At 72.5% G+C, this 15,774-nt stretch carries 18 protein-coding genes; 7 read left to right on the top strand and 11 right to left on the bottom strand.

All coding sequences use genetic code 11. From position 1 onward, the window contains the following. The 5 genes from VFO26_RS16420 to VFO26_RS16400 all read right to left on the bottom strand — a co-directional run. Window positions 1-391: anti-sigma factor family protein (locus VFO26_RS16420; protein ID WP_325116152.1), on the bottom strand; the 391-nt coding region annotated here is incomplete at its 3' end. Next, window positions 384-971, bottom strand: a complete 588-nt coding sequence (locus VFO26_RS16415) for an RNA polymerase sigma factor (RefSeq protein WP_325116151.1) — start codon at window positions 969-971, stop codon at window positions 384-386. The genes VFO26_RS16420 and VFO26_RS16415, both read right to left, overlap by 8 nt. A 74-nt stretch (window positions 972-1,045) precedes the next feature. Continuing rightward, window positions 1,046-1,891 carry a DUF4394 domain-containing protein gene (locus tag VFO26_RS16410; protein WP_325116150.1) on the bottom strand — a complete coding sequence of 282 codons (846 nt, stop codon included), beginning with the start codon at window positions 1,889-1,891 and terminating at the stop codon, window positions 1,046-1,048. Window positions 1,892-2,189: 298 nt separating this feature from the next. Beyond that, window positions 2,190-2,618 carry a hypothetical protein gene (locus VFO26_RS16405; RefSeq protein ID WP_325116149.1) on the bottom strand — a complete coding sequence of 143 codons (429 nt, stop codon included), beginning with the start codon at window positions 2,616-2,618 and terminating at the stop codon, window positions 2,190-2,192. Between the two features lie 88 nt (window positions 2,619-2,706). Further along, entirely contained in the window at window positions 2,707-3,240 is a 534-nt protein-coding gene (locus VFO26_RS16400; protein WP_325116148.1) for a hypothetical protein, read from the bottom strand. A 96-nt stretch (window positions 3,241-3,336) separates the two neighbouring features. Here VFO26_RS16400 and VFO26_RS16395 point away from each other — a divergent pair, with 96 nt between their 5' ends. From VFO26_RS16395 to VFO26_RS16365, 7 genes are read left to right on the top strand one after another with little or no spacing between them, the layout of a single operon-like run. Next, window positions 3,337-4,764: a lactate racemase domain-containing protein gene (locus tag VFO26_RS16395; protein ID WP_325116147.1), complete on the top strand. Its 1,428-nt coding sequence runs from the start codon at window positions 3,337-3,339 to the stop codon at window positions 4,762-4,764. A gap of 50 nt (window positions 4,765-4,814) precedes the next feature. Then, on the top strand, window positions 4,815-5,090 hold the full coding sequence (locus tag VFO26_RS16390; protein ID WP_325116146.1) for a hypothetical protein: 276 nt from the start codon (window positions 4,815-4,817) through the stop codon (window positions 5,088-5,090). A 3-nt stretch (window positions 5,091-5,093) separates the two neighbouring features. Beyond that, entirely contained in the window at window positions 5,094-7,427 is a 2,334-nt protein-coding gene (locus VFO26_RS16385; RefSeq protein WP_325116145.1) for a xanthine dehydrogenase family protein molybdopterin-binding subunit, read from the top strand. Continuing rightward, window positions 7,424-8,260, top strand: coding sequence for an FAD binding domain-containing protein (locus VFO26_RS16380; RefSeq protein WP_325116144.1), 837 nt, complete (start codon window positions 7,424-7,426; stop codon window positions 8,258-8,260). The genes VFO26_RS16385 and VFO26_RS16380 overlap by 4 nt, the downstream gene beginning before the upstream one ends. Continuing rightward, entirely contained in the window at window positions 8,257-8,736 is a 480-nt protein-coding gene (locus VFO26_RS16375) for a (2Fe-2S)-binding protein (RefSeq protein WP_325116143.1), read from the top strand. The genes VFO26_RS16380 and VFO26_RS16375 overlap by 4 nt, the downstream gene beginning before the upstream one ends. Further along, window positions 8,733-10,091 (top strand): class I adenylate-forming enzyme family protein, encoded by a 1,359-nt coding sequence (locus VFO26_RS16370; protein WP_325116142.1) that lies wholly within the window; start codon window positions 8,733-8,735, stop codon window positions 10,089-10,091. The genes VFO26_RS16375 and VFO26_RS16370 overlap by 4 nt, the downstream gene beginning before the upstream one ends. Then, the gene (locus tag VFO26_RS16365) at window positions 10,088-10,858 is read left to right on the top strand and encodes an enoyl-CoA hydratase/isomerase family protein (protein ID WP_325116141.1); all 771 of its coding nucleotides are present in this window, start codon (window positions 10,088-10,090) and stop codon (window positions 10,856-10,858) included. Before VFO26_RS16370 ends, VFO26_RS16365 begins: the two co-directional genes overlap by 4 nt. Window positions 10,859-10,887: 29 nt before the next feature. On the opposite strand, the gene VFO26_RS16360 is transcribed toward VFO26_RS16365, so the two are convergent. From VFO26_RS16360 to ung, 6 genes are all read right to left on the bottom strand, one after another. Further along, window positions 10,888-12,444, bottom strand: coding sequence for a carboxyl transferase domain-containing protein (locus tag VFO26_RS16360; RefSeq protein WP_325116140.1), 1,557 nt, complete (start codon window positions 12,442-12,444; stop codon window positions 10,888-10,890). Next, entirely contained in the window at window positions 12,441-14,063 is a 1,623-nt protein-coding gene (locus tag VFO26_RS16355) for an acetyl/propionyl/methylcrotonyl-CoA carboxylase subunit alpha (protein ID WP_325116139.1), read from the bottom strand. Before VFO26_RS16355 ends, VFO26_RS16360 begins: the two co-directional genes overlap by 4 nt. Before the next feature lie 70 nt (window positions 14,064-14,133). Further along, window positions 14,134-14,256, bottom strand: coding sequence for a hypothetical protein (locus VFO26_RS16350; protein WP_325116138.1), 123 nt, complete (start codon window positions 14,254-14,256; stop codon window positions 14,134-14,136). A 15-nt stretch (window positions 14,257-14,271) separates the two neighbouring features. Beyond that, a complete protein-coding gene (locus VFO26_RS16345; protein WP_325116137.1) occupies window positions 14,272-14,739 on the bottom strand; it encodes a cupin domain-containing protein in 468 nt (155 codons plus the stop codon). Beyond that, window positions 14,736-14,963, bottom strand: a complete 228-nt coding sequence (locus VFO26_RS16340) for a twin-arginine translocase TatA/TatE family subunit (protein ID WP_325116136.1) — start codon at window positions 14,961-14,963, stop codon at window positions 14,736-14,738. The genes VFO26_RS16345 and VFO26_RS16340 overlap by 4 nt, the downstream gene beginning before the upstream one ends. Before the next feature lie 9 nt (window positions 14,964-14,972). Next, a complete protein-coding gene (ung, locus tag VFO26_RS16335; RefSeq protein WP_349259097.1) occupies window positions 14,973-15,635 on the bottom strand; it encodes a uracil-DNA glycosylase in 663 nt (220 codons plus the stop codon). Between the last annotated feature and the right edge of the window lie 139 nt (window positions 15,636-15,774).

The raw sequence follows: 15,774 nt of genomic DNA, 5'->3' as shown, positions 1-15,774 counted from the left end.
GCCCGACCGGGGCCGCCAGCACAGCCTGGAGCTCCAGCTCTCCGGCCGGCGAGCCGGCGCGGAGAGCGAGGACGAGCACCGCGGCGGCCACGGCTGCGCCTGCACCCACCGCGGCGAGCGACCATCTCCAGGCGCGACGGCGCGGGTGCGTCATCGTCACCGCGCCCGCCTCACGCTCGATCGCGGCGAACGTCCGGCCGGCCAGCCCCGCGGACGGTGCGGAGGCCGGCGCGGCGATCGCCAGGAACGCGGCGGTCTCCTCGAGCTCGGAGAGCTCGGCGCGGCAGGAGTCGCAGCTCGCGAGGTGACGGTCGAGCTCGAGGCTCTCGCCCGCTCCGAGACGGCCGAGCACCCGGGCGGCGAGGTCGGGATGTCCGTTCGACTCAGTCAAGGAGCCCGCGCTCCCGGAGCTCACGTGATAGCGCACGCAGGCCGTGGAGCGTGCGCGACTTGACGGTGCCGAGAGGGATGCCGAGGCGAACGGCGACCTGCGACTGGGTGAGGTCGCCGTCGTACTGGAGCTCCAGCACCTCGCGGTGGACGGAGGAGAGCGCGTCGAGCGCCTCGCGGACATCGAGCCGGAGGAGCAGGTGCTGGAACTCTTCTCCGCCCGCGACGTCCTCCCGCTCGATCTCCCCGAGGGACGACGGCAGCGGCCCCTTCTGCCTCCGCCAGAGGTCGACGGCGGCGCGACGAGCCAGGGTGAAGACGAACGTCCGCACCGACGAACGCGACGGGTCGTAGCGTCCGGACGACCGCCAGAGCCGGACGAACGTCTCCTGCACGAGATCCTCTGCCAGGCCGCGGTCGCGCAGGAGCATCAGCCCCAGCCGGAAGACCCGATGGCCGTAGGCGTCGTAGAGGGCCTCCAGCGGGCCGCCGCGGTCGCCCGCGGCCAGGAGGCGCAACAGCTCCGCCTCCTTCCGCTCCTCGCTGGTGGGGCGTCTCGTGGTGGACGTGATCGCGGCCATGCCTCGCGCCGGGTTCGCACGCGGCTGCGCGATCGGTTCGACGGGGCGGGCGGTGGCCCGCCCCGTCGGGGTCGTCAGTCCTTCCAGGCGGCAAGACCGGTGATCGTGACGTTGCCGTGCCCGATCCGGCCGAGCCGGCGCGTATCGCCGCTCGTGACGTCGACGCGATAGAGCTCGGCACCAGAGCGTCCGGTCCGTGTCCCGGCGAGGTAGCCGACGTCGTCGGCGCCCGCGATGTCGAACCCGAGATCGGAGCCGAGGTCGACGCCGAGCGACCTCGGCGTCACGAGCGTCCCCGCGTTGGCCGGGTTCTGGAGCCAGATCCGGTCGGGGCTCGAGGCGACGTCGATCGCGAAGAGCATCGTCGTCGCGGGCCGGTTCGCGAACGCCGCGAACGACGAGTTCGTGTACGCGGAGCCGACGACGGTCACCTCGGCGGGGGTGAGCTTCGTGTCCGTCGCCAGCAGGCTGCCCGGGTCGGGATCGAGCCGAAGGTTGTCGTCGGCGTCGCTCGTCACGCGGATCTTGTCGACCGTCGGGTTGAAGTCGAACCCGATCCGGTCCCCCGCGAGCGCCGTTGCGGCGGTCTCGAACGCCGGTCCTTCGGCGACCGCGATCGCCGTCCGGGGGTTGACGCGGTACACGACCTTGTCGCTTCCGAGGGCGTACAGGTCGCCCGTCGCGGGACGGAAGTCGATGCCCTTCAGGACGACGCCGCCCGGCAGCCCGGTGATCGGACGTGAGCGGGCAGCCTCGGGGGCAGCCGCCCGGAAGCTGAGCAGGTTGCCCGCAGAGTCGGTCGCGAAGACCATCCGCTTGGCCGAGTCGGTGCGGCCCGTCGAGCCGCCGGCCTTGCCGTGGCCGCCGCCGGACGCGGCGAGCGGGACGAGCAGTGCGACGATCCCTACGAGGATCGCCATCCGTCGGAACGTGCGAGAGCTCATGGATCTCCCTTCGGTCGAGGTGACCCGCTCTTCGCAGCGCGAGGCGCGGACGGTTCAGTTCCCGGTTCGTGGGGTCAGGTGCCACCATCCACGAGGATCTCGTGGAGGTCGTCGACCCACCTGATCCCGGGGGGCGCGATGAGGAGAATCGCCGTAGGGCTCCTCGAGGTCACGCAGGCGCCCCGACGTCTCGGGATCACACACCCCGAACGTGGCCGAGCGGATCGGCGAGCGGCGGCGACGACCGAGTCGCTGACGCGGTGCCGCCCGCCTCCTACACGGCGAGCACGGTGAACGACGTGTCGATCGCGTCCTGGCGGCCGGGGACCCAGAGGTTGACCCTGAAGACGCCTCCGCCCACGTAGCCGACGGTCGTCTCGGCGGCCGCCGAGCTGGCCGCAGCGATCTGGGTCGCGTTGCCGGGGAAGCGCACCTCGTAGACGCCCACGTTGACGCGACGCGCCTGGGGCGCCGCGCCGGCGCAGTTGAACCGCGCCCCGATCCCGGGCCGCGCGCTCGTGAACTGGTCGCCGAGGTTCGCGATGCCCTTCGCCGGATCGCCGTTCACGGCCACGAAGCCGCGGACGGCGCCGGCCTGGCAGCGGGCCTGCGGCCTCACGGCCTCCGTGACCGCGACGGCCGAGCCGCCGAGGGCGAAGAAGAGCGCGGCTCCTGCGAGGACGGTGGAGGGGGTGAGACGCATCGTGCAGACCTCCCGGACGTAGGTGTTGGGCGCATCCTCGGGCCGGTGTCGGACGTCCCGGGGGGAGCGAGCGCAGCTCCTGCGCCGCTCACTCCTCGAGAGGCCCGCCGCCGTCCACGACGACGTGGGCGCACGAGATCGGGTCGTCCCGCTCGACGTAGCGCTCCTCCATCGGGATCCAGCGCTGGACCCACGTCGCCCGCGCCTCCTCGCCGTCGCGGGCGACGCCACGTTCGAGCCGCACGTCGTACGGCGCGTCGACCCAGACGCGGACGTCGTAGTCGTCCCGGAACATGCGGTGGAGCGCGCACACGCCCTCGACCACGACGATCCCCTCGGGCGAGACTGCCCGGGCCCCGCCGGGGCGGCGGTGCACCCAGTCCCAGCTCTCGAACCGCGCCTCCCGCCCGGCACCGAGCGGGTCGAACACCTCGCTGCGCAGGCGCGTGAGCTCGAAGCCCTCTCCGTCCCAGAACTCGTCGGTACCGACGATCTGCGCGCCGGGGATCCGCGCGGCAAGCGTCGACTTGCCTGCGCCGCCGTGCCCTCCGATCCCGACGAACGTGAATCCCCGCGCCGGGGAGGCGGAGGCGACGAGATCGAGGACGGGCCCGACGTCCACGACGCCACGCTAGCGATGTCCCGGAGGCATGCGGTCGGGCGCGCGAATGGACTAACCTCGATCGTGGACCCTGTGTGACCGACCTTGGAGGATCCGATGAGCGAGACCACCCGCGTCGTCGTCCCGTACGAGTCGATGGACCCGCTCGCGATCGGAGCGACCGACGACGAGTCGAAGAAGCACCGCGACACGCTCGAGGTTGAGATCCCCACGGCGAACCTCGTCGCCGTCGTGCAGCCCCACGAGCCGGGGCCGGTCGGTGACGCGACGCAGGCGGCGCGCCTGGCCCTCTCCGAGCCGGTCGACGGGCCGACGTTCGACGAGCTGCTGGCGGGCAAGGCGAGCGTCGCCGTGATCATCGACAACCAGTTCCGCCCGACCCCCTCCGCGAAGCTCCTCCCGGCCGTCTTCGACGCGATCGATGCGGCCGGGATCTCGGACGTCCGCGTGTGCTGCGCGAACGGGAAGGTGTTCCCGATGTCGGAGACCGACACCGAGCAGAAGGTCGGCTCCGAGAACCTGGCGCGGATGGAGCGGAACGGCTGGTCGTTTTCGCAGAACGACCCGCAGAATCCCGACGCGTACTCCTTCGTCGGTGTCTCGTCCGGCGGCACGCCGGTGTGGCTCCTGAACGAGGTCGCCTCGGCGGAGCTGAAGATCACGATCGGCCAGGCGCAGGCGAACCACTGGGGGGCGGGTGGCGGAGGCAAGCTGATCCTCCCCGGCGTGGTCTCGGACGAGACCGTCGAATCGAACCACTGCGCCTTCGTGACGTCGCCCCAGACGCACTACGGAGCGTACGTCGGGCCGATGCGGTCCGACATCGACGAGGTGGCGTCGATGTGTGGGCTCGACTGCACCATGAACGTGCTGCTCGACACGCACGGCCGTGTGATGGACGTCGTCTTCGGCTCGCATCCCGAGGCGCACCGCGAGGCGATCCGCCGCTTCAACGACGTGTATGCGTACGAGTCGTTCGTGCCGGAGCAGGGCCAGGCCGACATCGCGATCTGTGGCGTCTTCGCGCCGACCGACCATCTCTTCTTCCACACGGGCTGGGGCTGCATGTCCGCGGACCTCGTGGTCAAGGACGGCGGCACGCTCATCTACACGAGCCCCTCGCCAGGCGTCTCGACCGCGATCGGCGACTTCCCCGGGCTCGCGCTGATGGACCTCATGAAGCCGTACATGCCTGCGACGCCGGAGAACTACCAGCGCGTGCTGCGCGACATCCACGCGCGCGCCATCCAGATGTGGGCCGGATGCATCTGGGTGCCGATCTACGAGGTGATGACGCGGAAGCACCTGACGCTCGTGACGCTCCCGGAGAACCTCGAGATGGCGGCCGACATCGGGATCGACGCCACGACCTCGCTCGACGAGGCGCTCGCGGCGGCCTTCGCGCGCCACGGGGCCGACGCGAGGATCGTGGTGCTCCCGTACGCTCGCTACCAGCTGCCGCGGAACGCGGTTCGGATGGAGCCTGCGGACGAGCGCGTCTTCGCGCTCGCGGGCCAGCACTAGCCATGGTCGACGCCGCGCGCCGGACGATCCCCGGGCTCCGGGGATCTGGCGTGGCGGCATCCGACGAGGTGGGCCGCCTGATCCGGGGCTCGACCACGATCCTCGAGCTCCTGCGGATGTTCCCGGACGGGAGTGCGGCGCAGCTGATGTCGCAGATCCAGTTCCCGTGCGCGCACTGCGGCGGCGCCGTGCGAGAGCCGCTGACCATGGCGGCGAAGCGGCACCGGCGGGACCCACGGGCCGTGATCGAGGCCTTCCGCGCCCTCGAAGCCGGTGGTCCGAGCGAGGAGCAGCTGGCCGCCGCCGTGCACAGACAGGAGCGGTAGCGCTTGGCGGTCGCCGCGGGACGCGAGACGTGGGTCGGGCGGTCGGTGCTGCGCGTCGAGGACGAGGCGCTGCTCCGCGGCGAGGGCCGCTTCATGGACGACCTCGAGCCGGTGCCGCATGCCTGGCACGCCGCGATCGTGCGCTCACAGCTCGCGCATGCACACGTCTCGCTGGACCCCGCCGCCGCGCTCGACCTGCCCGGCGTCCGCGGGGTCCTCACCGGCGACGACGTCGCTCGGCTGTCGAGGCCGTTTCCGGCCGGGATCGAGTCGCCGGTCCCGCACTACGCCGCCGCGGTGGGGACGGCGCGCTACGTCGGCGAGCCCCTGGCCGTGGTCGTGGCACGCGACCGCTACGTCGCCGAGGACGCCGCCGAGCTCGTCGCCGTCGACTACGAGCCGCTCGAGCCCGTCGTGGATCCCGCGGCTGCGGAGGCGATCCACGAGCGCAGCTTCCACTACGGCGACGTGGACGAGGCTCTCGCGCGGGCCGACGTCGTCGTCCGCACGACGTTCCGCGTGCCGCGCTTCACGTGCCTGCCCGTCGAGTGCTATGGCGTCGTCTGCGACTGGGACGATCCTGCCGGGCGACTGACCGCATGGACGAACTTCCAGGGGCCGTTCACGCTCCACGGGGTCGCCGCGGCGGCGCTCGGCCTGCGCGGCGACAGGCTCAGGCTGCTGACACCCCCGGACTCGGGTGGGTCGTTCGGGATCAAGGCGGCCGTGCTCCCGTACGTCGTCCTGCTCGGGCTCGCGTCGCGCGTGCTCGGCGTGCCCGTGCGCTGGACGGAGGACAGGCTCGAGCACCTGGCCGCGAGCTCCGCGGCGACGGGCCGCGTCACCGAGCTCGAGGCCGGGTACACCCAGGACGGGGAGCTCGTTGCGCTCCGCTACGACGCGCTCGAGGACGTCGGCGCCTACGTCCGCGCGCCCGAGCCGGCGACGCTCTACCGGATGCACGGTTCGCTCTCGGGTGCCTACGCGGTGAAGGATGTCGCCACGCGGAACCGTGTCGTGCTCACGAACACCATCCCGTCCGGCCTCAACCGGGGCTTCGGCGGGCCGCAGCTGTACTTCGGGCTCGAACGGACGATGGCCATCGCGGCACGCCGGCTCGGGATCGATCCAGCCGAGCTGGCGCGGCGCAACCTCGTCCCCGCCGAGGCAATGCCGTACCGCACGCCCTCGGGCGCTCTCTACGACTCCGGCGACTACGCCGCCTGCCTCGACCGCGCGCTCGAGCTCTCGCGCTATGCCGAGCTCCGCGCCCGGGCCGAGACAGCACGGGAGGACGGGCGGCTCGTCGGCGTCGGGCTCGCCTGCGTGGTCGAGCCGTCGATCTCGAACATGGGCTACATCACGCTCGCCCAGACCGCGGTCGAGCGCGCCGCGACGCTGCCCAAGTCCGGGAACGCGGAGGGAGCCGCGGTCGCGGTCGACCCGCTCGGCGGGATCACCGTCCGGCTCGGCACGACCCCGCAGGGTCAGGGCCATCGGACCGTGGCCGCGCAGGTCGTGGCCGACGAGCTCGGCTGCGCGCCGGAGGAGGTCACCGTCCTCTCCGAGCTCGACACGGCGACGACGCCCTGGACGGTCGCGTCGGGGAACTACTCGTCGCGATTCTCGGGCGTCGGTGTGGGGGCGGTGCAGGCCGCGGCGCGCAAGGTGCGCGTCAAGGTCGACGCGATCCGGGCGCATCTCGGCGACCCCGAGCTGCCACTCAGGAAGGTCGCCGGGTCGGCGCACTGGAACCCGGAGGGGCTGCCCGAGGGCATGGAGCCGGGTCTCACTGCGGTCGCGTTCCACTCGACCCCGAACCTCGACCCGCCCGACGTCGAGGACCGGGTTGCCTCCTCCGGCGCGCACGGCTTCGTCGTCGACGTCTGCGCGGTCGAGATCGACTCCGCGACGGGCGAGGTCACGGTGACGGACTACGTGAGCGTCCACGACGCCGGCACGTTGCTGAACCCCCTGCTCGCCGACGGCCAGGTGGTCGGCGGGTTCGCCCACGGCGTGGGCGCGGCGCTCTTCGAGCGGCACGCGTACGACGCCGAGGGGAACCTCCTGACCTCGTCTCTCGTCGACTACCTCACTCCCACCGCGCCCGACCTGCCGCCGCTGACGGTCGACCACCTGGAATCGCCTTCCCCGTTCACGGCGCTCGGCGCGAAGGGCATCGGCGAGGGAGCGACGATGTCCGCCCCGGTCGCGATCGCCAACGCGGTCGCCGATGCTCTCGGCCGCGACGACGTGGAGCTGCCGCTCACTGCACCGCGCGTGTGGGAGCTGCTGGGAGACTCCGCCCACGCGGAAGCGGCCGACGAGGTCCGATGAAGCCGCCGGCGTTCGACTATGTCCGCGCCGAGTCCCTCGCGGAGGCGTTGGCCGTCCTCGCAGAGGGAGGCCCGGACGCCAAGCCGATCGCCGGGGGCCAGAGCCTCGTGCCGGCGCTGAACCTCCGTCTCGTCCGGCCGAGCCTGCTCGTCGACCTGAACCGGGCGGGCCTCGACGGCGTCTCCGCCGACGGGATGCTGCGCGTCGGCGCGACGACCCGTCAGGCTGCGCTCGACGGGGACGATCGCGTGCACCCGCTCGTCCGCTCGGCGCTGCCGTTCGTCGGTCACTTCGTGACGCGGAACCGGGGGACGGTCGGGGGCTCGATCGCGCACGCCGACGGGGCCGCAGAGCTCCCGCTCTGCCTCGTCGCCCTGGACGGGGTAGTCGTCGTCGACGGGCCCGACGGGAGGCGCGAGATCCCGGGGGCGGACTTCTTCGTCACGCACTTCTCGACGACGCTCCGCCCCGGGGAGCTCGTGGTCGAGACCGTCTGGCCCTTCGGCCAGGCGGAGGAAGCCTGCGCGTTCGAGGAGCTCGCTCTCCGCGCGGGGGACTTCGCGCAGGCGATGGTCGCCGTGGTGCTCGGGCGCGACGGGTCGGGGGCGGTGCAGAGCGCAGGCGTCACGGTCGGCGCCGTGACCGACAGGCCGACCCGGCTGACGGAGGTCGAAGGCCTCCTTCTCGGCTCCTCGGGGACCGAGGCCGCGGCCGACGCGGGCGCGCTCGCGGCGCGGGCCGTCGACCCACCCGGGACCGTCCACGCGAGCGCCCGCTACCTTCGCGAGCTGACGGGCACTCTCGTGAGACGGGCGATCGAGAGGGCGTCGTGACCGAGATCGACCTCACGGTGAACGGCCGCACAGTCCGAGAGGTCGTCGAGCCGCGGCTTCTGCTCACTGACTTCCTCCGCCACCGGCTGGGCCTGACGGGCACGCACGTCGGCTGCGAGCACGGCGTCTGCGGGGCGTGCACCGTGCTCGTCGACGGCGTCTCGGTTCGCGGCTGCTGCCTGCTCGCGGTGCAGACGGACGGCAGCCACGTCGAGACGGTCGAGTCGCTTGCCGACGGCGGCCCCCTGACCGCGCTCCAGGACGCGTTCCGGCGTCATCACGCGCTGCAGTGCGGCTTCTGCACGCCGGGCATCCTGATGGCCGTGCTCGACTTCGTCGAGCGCCATCCGAACCCGTCCAGAGCGGAGATCGTGGATCTCCTCTCCGGGCACCTCTGTCGCTGCACGGGGTACGCGCCGATCGTCGCCGCCATCGTGGACTTCGTCAGCCTTTCTCCCTCGGGGAGAACGGCGTGAACCTCGCGTGCTCGCTGCTCGCGGCCTGCGAGCGGCATCCGGAGCTCGAGGCGTTCCCGGGCATCCCGTACGGCGAGCTGCTGCCGCGCGTGCGGCGCATCGCCGGCGGCCTCGGCGTCGACCCGGGCGAGCGCGTCGCCGTGGTGCTCGACAACAGGCTCGAGACCGCACTGCTCTACTGGGCGGCCCAGTGGGCCGGGGCCGTGTTCGTCCCGTTGTCGTGGCGGCTCTCCGAGGACGAGCTCGACTACTGCCTCGGCGACTGCGGGGCGCGCGTCGTCCTTCGGGAGGCCGACGGGTTGCCGGCCGGCCCCGAGCACTCCGGGGAGCTCGACCGGGACGAGCGCGAGATCTCGCTGCTGCTCTATACGTCCGGGACGACCGGTCGCCCCAAGGGGGTGCCGCGCTCGCACGCGGCAGACCGCGCGGGCGGCTGGTCGCAGGCGCTCCAGCACGGCTACGGATCGGCCGACCGCACGCTCGGCGTGATGCCGCTCTACCACACGATGGGGATCCACTCGCTGGTCGCGATGCACCTCGTCGGCGGCTGCTTCGTGCCCCAGGCACGCTGGGACGCGGCCGAGGCGTTGCGGCTGATCGAGCAGCAGCGCGTGACGTCGCTGTACCTCGCGCCGACGCTGTTCCACGATCTCGTCCACCACCCGGACCTGCCCCGTCGGGACGTGTCGTCGGTCCGTGCGCTCGGCTATGCGGGCGCGGCGATGACCTCGACGCTCGTTCGCCGCTGCGCGGACGTCTTCTCCCCGGAGGTCTTCGTGAACCACTACGGGTCGACGGAGATCTACACCTTCTCGATCGGCCGGGATCAGCCGGCGAAGCCGGGATGTGCCGGGCGGCCCGCGGTCAACACGCGGCTACGCCTCGTCGAGACGGGCGAGATCTGGGCTCACCTCGGCTCGGACGAGGCGTTCGGCGGGTACTGGAACCGTCCCGACGCGGACGAGAAGGCGATCCACGACGGCTGGTACGCGACGGGTGACACCGGGCACCTGGACGAGGACGGTGACCTCTGGATCGACGGCCGGGTCGACGACATGATCATCTCCGGAGGCGAGAACGTGCACCCCCTCGAGGTCGAGGACGTGCTCGCCGCGCACCCGGGCGTGGTCGAGGTGGCGGTGATCGGCGTCCCCGACGAGCGCCTGGGGCAGCACGTCACGGCGATCGTGGTAGGGGAGGCGTCGGCCGACGAGCTCGACGAGCACTGCCTCGCCTCGCCGCTCGCGCGCTTCAAGCGGCCGCGCGAGTATCGCTTCGTGGACTCGCTTCCGAAGAGCGCGTCGGGGAAGATCCTCCGGAGGATGCTGCGGGACGAGACCAGAGCTGAAGCGTGACCGAGCACGAGGGGTTCACCGTGGCGCGCGACGGCGCCGTCGCGACGATCACCCTGGACGTGCCGGGGAAGCTGAACCGCGTCTCCATGGCGGCGCGCGACCAGCTCTCGGCCGTCTTCACGGAGCTGGATGCGGACGAGGCCGTGCGGTTCGTCGTCCTCACCGGCGCCGGCGGCCAGTTCACCGCCGGCGGCGACATCGCGGGGTTCCTCGAGCGCTCGCCCTGGCAGGTCTCGCAGCTCGCGAGGAACGTCGCCGCGCCGGAGCGCTGCTCCAAGCCCGTGATCGCGCGGCTCGAGGGGTACGTCTTCGGGGTCGGGCTGGAGCTCGCGCTCGCGTGCGACTTCCGTCTTGCCGCCTACGACATCCAGCTCGGCCTGCCCGAGGTCACCCTCGGGATGATCCCGGGGTCGGGAGGGACGCAGCGGCTCGTGCGCCTGATCGGCCTCGGACGCGCGAAGGACATCGTGATGCGCGGTCGGCGCGTCCTTGCGGACGAGGCGCTCGCCCTGGGGCTCGTCGGGGCGATCATGCCTGCGGACGGGCTCGACGCAGCGGTCGGCGGCCTCGTCGACGAGCTCTCGCGACACTCGCCGCTCGCGCTCGCGATGGCGAAGCGCGTCCTCAACGCGGCCTACGACGGGCCGCTCCACCTCGGGCTCGAGCTGGAGGGCCTCGCGTACGGGCTCCTGCGGCAGACGCACGACTTCCGCGAGGGCGTCGAGGCGTTCGGCGAGAAGCGCCCGCCGGAGTTCACCGGCGACTGAGCGCCCGACCAAGGCCAGACGGCCTCGCGTCACATGCGGAACACGCCGAAGGCCGTCTCCAGGACGGGGGCGTTCGCGGCGGCCGCCAGGCCGAGCCCGAGCACGCGGCGGGTGTCGCGCGGGTCGATGATCCCGTCGTCCCAGAGGCGCGCCGTCGAGTAGTACGGCGAGCCCTCGTGCTCGTACTTCGCGCGGATCTCCTCGGGGTCGGCGTCGCCGACCGTCGTCAGCACCGTCGCGGCCTGCTCGCCTCCCATCACGCTGATCCGGGCGTTGGGCCACATCCAGAGCTGACGCGGGCCATAGGCGCGGCCGCACATCGCGTAGTTGCCTGCGCCGAACGAGCCGCCGGTGACGACCGTGAACTTGGGCACGTCCGCGCACGCCACGGACATCACGAGCTTGGCGCCGTCGCGGGCGATGCCGCCCTCCTCGTACTCGCGGCCGACCATGAACCCGGTGATGTTCTGGAGGAAGACGAGCGGGATCCGCCGCTTGCAGGCGAGCTCGACGAAGTGCGCGCCCTTCTGGGAGGACTCGGCGAACAGGATCCCGCGGTTGGCGAGGATCCCGACCGGGAAGCCCTCGATCCGCGCGAACCCGCAGACGAGCGTCTCGCCGTAGAGCGCCTTGAACTCGTGGAACCGGCTCCCGTCGACGATTCGCGCGATCACCTCGAGCGGGTCGAGCTCGTGACGGAAGTCCTCCGGGACGAGGCCGTAGAGATCCGCGGGATCGACGACGGGGGCCTCGGGCGCCGTCTGCTCCCACGGCGAGGGCAGGGGGTCGCCGAGGTTCCGGACGATCTGGCGCGCCAGGGCGAGCGCGTGCTCGTCCGACGTCGCGTAGTGGTCGGCGACGCCCGACCGGCGCGTGTGCACGTCCGCTCCGCCCAGCTCCTCGGCGGTCACCTCCTCGCCGGTCGCCGCCTTCACGAGCGGCGGGCCGCCGATGAAGATCGTCCCCGTCCCCCGCACGATGATCGTCTCGTCCGACATCGCCGGGACGTAGGCGCCGCCCGCCGTGCACGAGCCCATCACGACGGCGATCTGCGCGATCCCCTTCGCCGACATGCGCGCCTGGTTGAAGAAGATCCGCCCGAAATGGTCGCGGTCCGGGAAGACCTCGTCCTGGAGGGGGAGGAAGGCGCCGCCCGAATCGACGAGGTAGATGGACGGCAGATGGTTCTGCTCGGCCACCTCCTGCGCGCGCAGGTGCTTCTTCACGGTGAGCGGGAAGTACGTGCCGCCCTTCACCGTCGCGTCGTTCGCGACGATCACGCACGCGCGGCCCTCGACGATCCCGATGCCCGTCACGATCCCGGCAGACGGCGCCTGGCCCTCGTAGACGTCCCAGGCCGCAAGCGCATTCAGCTCGAGGAACGCCGAGCCCGGGTCGACGAGCCGGTCGATCCGCTCCCGCGCGGGAAGCTTGCCGCGGGAGCGATGTCGCTCGAGGGATTTCGCGCCGCCGCCTGCCGCAACGACCGCCGTGCGCTCGCGAAGCTCCGCCACGAGCTGCTCCATGAGCGCCTCGCGGCGCGCGAACGCATCGTCGCGGGCGACGCGGGTGGCGAGCACGGTCATGCGGTCTCCAGCGTGACGAGCACGGCGCCGGTCGTCACCTGGTCGCCCACCGTCACGTCGACCGTACGGATGCCGCCGTCGTAGGGCGCGGTGACGACCTGCTCCATCTTCATCGCCTCCAGCACGACGAGTGGCTGGTGCGACTCGACCTGCTCTCCGGTCTCGACCCTGACGTCGATCACCTTGCCCGGCATCGGCGCGATCACACGGCCGTCCCCGCCCGCCGCGCCGCTCGTCTGCGCCGCGGCCTCGACCTGGAGCGCAGGCAGTGGAGGCGCCGCCGCGAGGTTGAGGCGCCAACCCTCGCCCCAGGGGCCGCCGGGTGGCGGGAGCGGGGGAGGGGAGAGAGGCGGGAAGCGCCCGAGGAAGCCGGTCGACACCTCGCCTGCGCGGAACGCCGGGTGGGCGACGAGCCAGCGGAGAAACGGGAGGTTCGTCGTCACGCCCTCCACGACCGTCTCGTCGAGCGCCTCCGAGAGCCGGTCGAGGGCCTCCGATCGGTCGGTGCCGTGGGCGATCAGCTTGCCGATCATCGGGTCGTAGCTCCCACCGACCTCGTCTCCCTCCTCGACGCCCGCGTCGACGCGGATCCCCGCGGGCAGGCGCAGGCGGCGCACCGGCCCCGGCCGGGGCAGGAACGTGCGCGGATCCTCGGCGTAGAGCCGTGCCTCGACCGCGTGCCCCTCCGATGCGACCTGCAGGCCCGCGAGTGACTCACCGTCGGCGACCCGGAGCTGGAGCTCGACGAGGTCGAGGCCCGTCACGGCCTCGGTCACCGGATGCTCGACCTGGATCCGCCCGTTCAGCTCGAGGAAGTAGGCCTCGTCGCCCTCCACCAGGAACTCCGCCGTCCCGGCGCTCTCGTAGCCGATCGCGCGGCCGAAGGCCACCGCGTGCGAGGCGAGCCGCTCACGCACGCCCGCGCCGAGACCGGGCGGCGGGGACTCCTCGACGACCTTCTGGTGGCGGCGCTGCACGGAGCAGTCGCGCTCGCCGAGTGCGAGGACGGTGCCGCGGCGGTCTCCGAGCAGCTGCACCTCGACGTGCCGGGGGTCGGGGAGGTAGCGCTCGCAGTAGACCGTGCCGTCGCCGAACGCCGCCTCGGCCTCGCGCGAGGCGGCCTCGAGCGCCTCCTCGAGCTCCTCGGGTCGCTCGACGACGCGCATGCCGCGCCCCCCGCCCCCCGCGGCTGCCTTCACGAGCAACGGGAAGCCGAGCTCGTCCGGCTCACCGGCCTCGAGCGTCGGCACGCCCGCTACGGCCGCGATCCGCTTCGACTCGAGCTTGTCTCCGCCCCGCCGGAGTGCCTCGGGCGGCGGGCCGACCCAGGTGAGCCCGGCGTCGAGCACGGCCTCGGCGAAGACGGCGCTCTCGGCGAGGAACCCGTAGCCGGGGTGAACGAGCTCTGCCCCGCTCTCGCGGGCGGCGGCGACCAGCGCCTCCGCGTCGAGGTACGAGACCACCGGCACCGTGGCGTCGGCGACACGAGCGTGGAGCGCGCCCTCGTCTCCCGGCCCGACCACCGCGATCGTGCGGAGCCCGAGCCGCCCGCACGTCGAGAAGATGCGCACCGCGATCTCGCCACGGTTCGCGACCAGGAGCGTCCGAGCGTCGCTCATCGCCGGACGACACTAGTGGATCGGCCCGCTGCCACAGCTGTCGAGCGCTGTCGCCGGAAGGCTCTCCGGCCTACGCGAAGAGGACGACGAGCAGGGCGGCGAGCGCCAGGGCTCCTCCCGCCGCGGAGAGCGCGGTCGTCCAGGCAGGCCGCAGCTCGGCGTACGTCCCCGCTGCCAGCGCACGGTCCGTCATCGCGCCGCGATCACGTCAGCTTTCGCCGTCCCAGTAGTCGACCTCGCTCGCGATCCTGAACAGCCGCGCCGGGTCGGCAGGGTTGCCGGGCCAGATGCCGATCTTCCCGCTGTCGGGGTAGACCGCCGCGTCCGGCGACTGCTTCGTGGACAGGATCAGGACCCGGATCGGCCGGTCGGTGTCGTTGCGCAGCTGGTGAGCTCCCTCGGGCCCCTCGCGGAAACAGACGACGTCGCCCGGGCGCATGACGTGCTCACCCTCGGGGTCGCGCAGCGTCGGCCGGCCCGCGACGACGAACAGCCACTCCTCGGCCCCGTACTCGTAGTGGTAGGGGAACGTCCGCTCGCCGGGCTCGAGCTCGTAGAGGCTGGCGCCGAGCTTCTGCGCACCGATGTGGTCGCCGACCACGGCACGGCGCCAGGAGAACCCGGGACGGTCGCGGCTCAGATCGAGCTCGCCGTCGATCAGGTTGAACGACCTCACGGAGCCGGGGGACGGTCCGGCGGCACGGGCTTGGGCTTCGGCTTCTCCGCCGGCTCGCCGGGCTCGAGCATCCGGCGGGGGTCGACCTCGCCGACGGCGTCCTTCACCTCGCGCACGCCGGTGCCGAGCCGCCGTGCCACGTCTGGCACGCCCTTCATGCCGAAGAGCAGCGCGAGCACGCCGAGCAGGATCACGATCTCCCAGATGCCGAGCCCGAAGGGCACGGGACCATCCTACGGGAGAGCCCAGTCGACCGGCTCGCGGCCGTCTGCGGCGAGCAGCTCGTTCGCCGTGGAGAAGTGGCGGCACCCGAAGAAGCCGTTCGACGCGCTCAGCGGCGACGGGTGGGCCGACGTGAGCACGTGATGGCGCGTCGCGTCGACGACGGCGCCCTTCTGCTGCGCGTAGCGCCCCCAGAGGAGGAACACGATTCCGTCCCGCTGCTCGGAGAGCTCACGGATCGCGCGGTCGGTGAAGTGCTCCCAGCCCTTCCCCGCGTGGGAGGCGGCGCGGCCGGGCGAGACCGTCAGCACCGCGTTGAGCAGCAGGACGCCCCGCTCGGCCCACGGTGTCAGGTCGCCCGACGAGGGGCGCGCCAGCCCGAGGTCGCGCTCGAGCTCGGTGTGGATGTTCTGCAGCGACGGCGGCGCGGGCACGCCGGGCGGCACCGAGAAGCAGAGCCCCATCGCCTGACCCGGCCCGTGGTAGGGGTCCTGCCCGATCACCACGACGCGTACCTCGTCGAACGGCGTGAGCGCGAACGCGTTGAAGACGCGGTCTGCAGGCGGGTAGAAGCGCCGGCCGGCGGCGACCTCCGAGACGAGGAACGAGCGGAGCTCAGCCATGTACGGCTGCTCGAGCTCGTCGCCCAGGACGGCGAGCCAGCTCTCGTGCATCCGGGGCTGCACGAGCGGAGCCTATGCCGCGGGCGGGACGGTCGACCCGGCGGCGCCGGACCGCGGCGCCTCGAGGTTGACATTCGCGCGGCGAACCTCTAAACGAGGCGCGTCCCGGCGCAGCGGGCGCCGGTTACGA

Source organism: Gaiella sp. (assembly GCF_035710885.1).
Lineage (GTDB): Bacteria > Actinomycetota > Thermoleophilia > Gaiellales > Gaiellaceae > Gaiella.
Note: the sequence above shows the minus strand (reverse complement) of the source record. Positions and strands in the feature narration are given on the sequence as shown.

Bases quoted from the DNA above. Each gene is read 5' to 3' on its own strand.
- VFO26_RS16355 (WP_325116139.1), bottom strand. From the start codon at position 14,063: ATGAGCGACGCTCGGACGCTCCTGGTCGCGAACCGTGGCGAGATCGCG.
- VFO26_RS16380 (WP_325116144.1), top strand. From the start codon at position 7,424: ATGAAGCCGCCGGCGTTCGACTATGTCCGCGCCGAGTCCCTCGCGGAG.
- VFO26_RS16405 (WP_325116149.1), bottom strand. From the start codon at position 2,618: ATGCGTCTCACCCCCTCCACCGTCCTCGCAGGAGCCGCGCTCTTCTTC.
- VFO26_RS16360 (WP_325116140.1), bottom strand. From the start codon at position 12,444: ATGACCGTGCTCGCCACCCGCGTCGCCCGCGACGATGCGTTCGCGCGC.
- VFO26_RS16410 (WP_325116150.1), bottom strand. From the start codon at position 1,891: ATGGCGATCCTCGTAGGGATCGTCGCACTGCTCGTCCCGCTCGCCGCG.
- VFO26_RS16415 (WP_325116151.1), bottom strand. From the start codon at position 971: ATGGCCGCGATCACGTCCACCACGAGACGCCCCACCAGCGAGGAGCGG.
- VFO26_RS16350 (WP_325116138.1), bottom strand. From the start codon at position 14,256: ATGACGGACCGTGCGCTGGCAGCGGGGACGTACGCCGAGCTGCGGCCT.
- ung (WP_349259097.1), bottom strand. From the start codon at position 15,635: ATGCACGAGAGCTGGCTCGCCGTCCTGGGCGACGAGCTCGAGCAGCCG.
- VFO26_RS16395 (WP_325116147.1), top strand. From the start codon at position 3,337: ATGAGCGAGACCACCCGCGTCGTCGTCCCGTACGAGTCGATGGACCCG.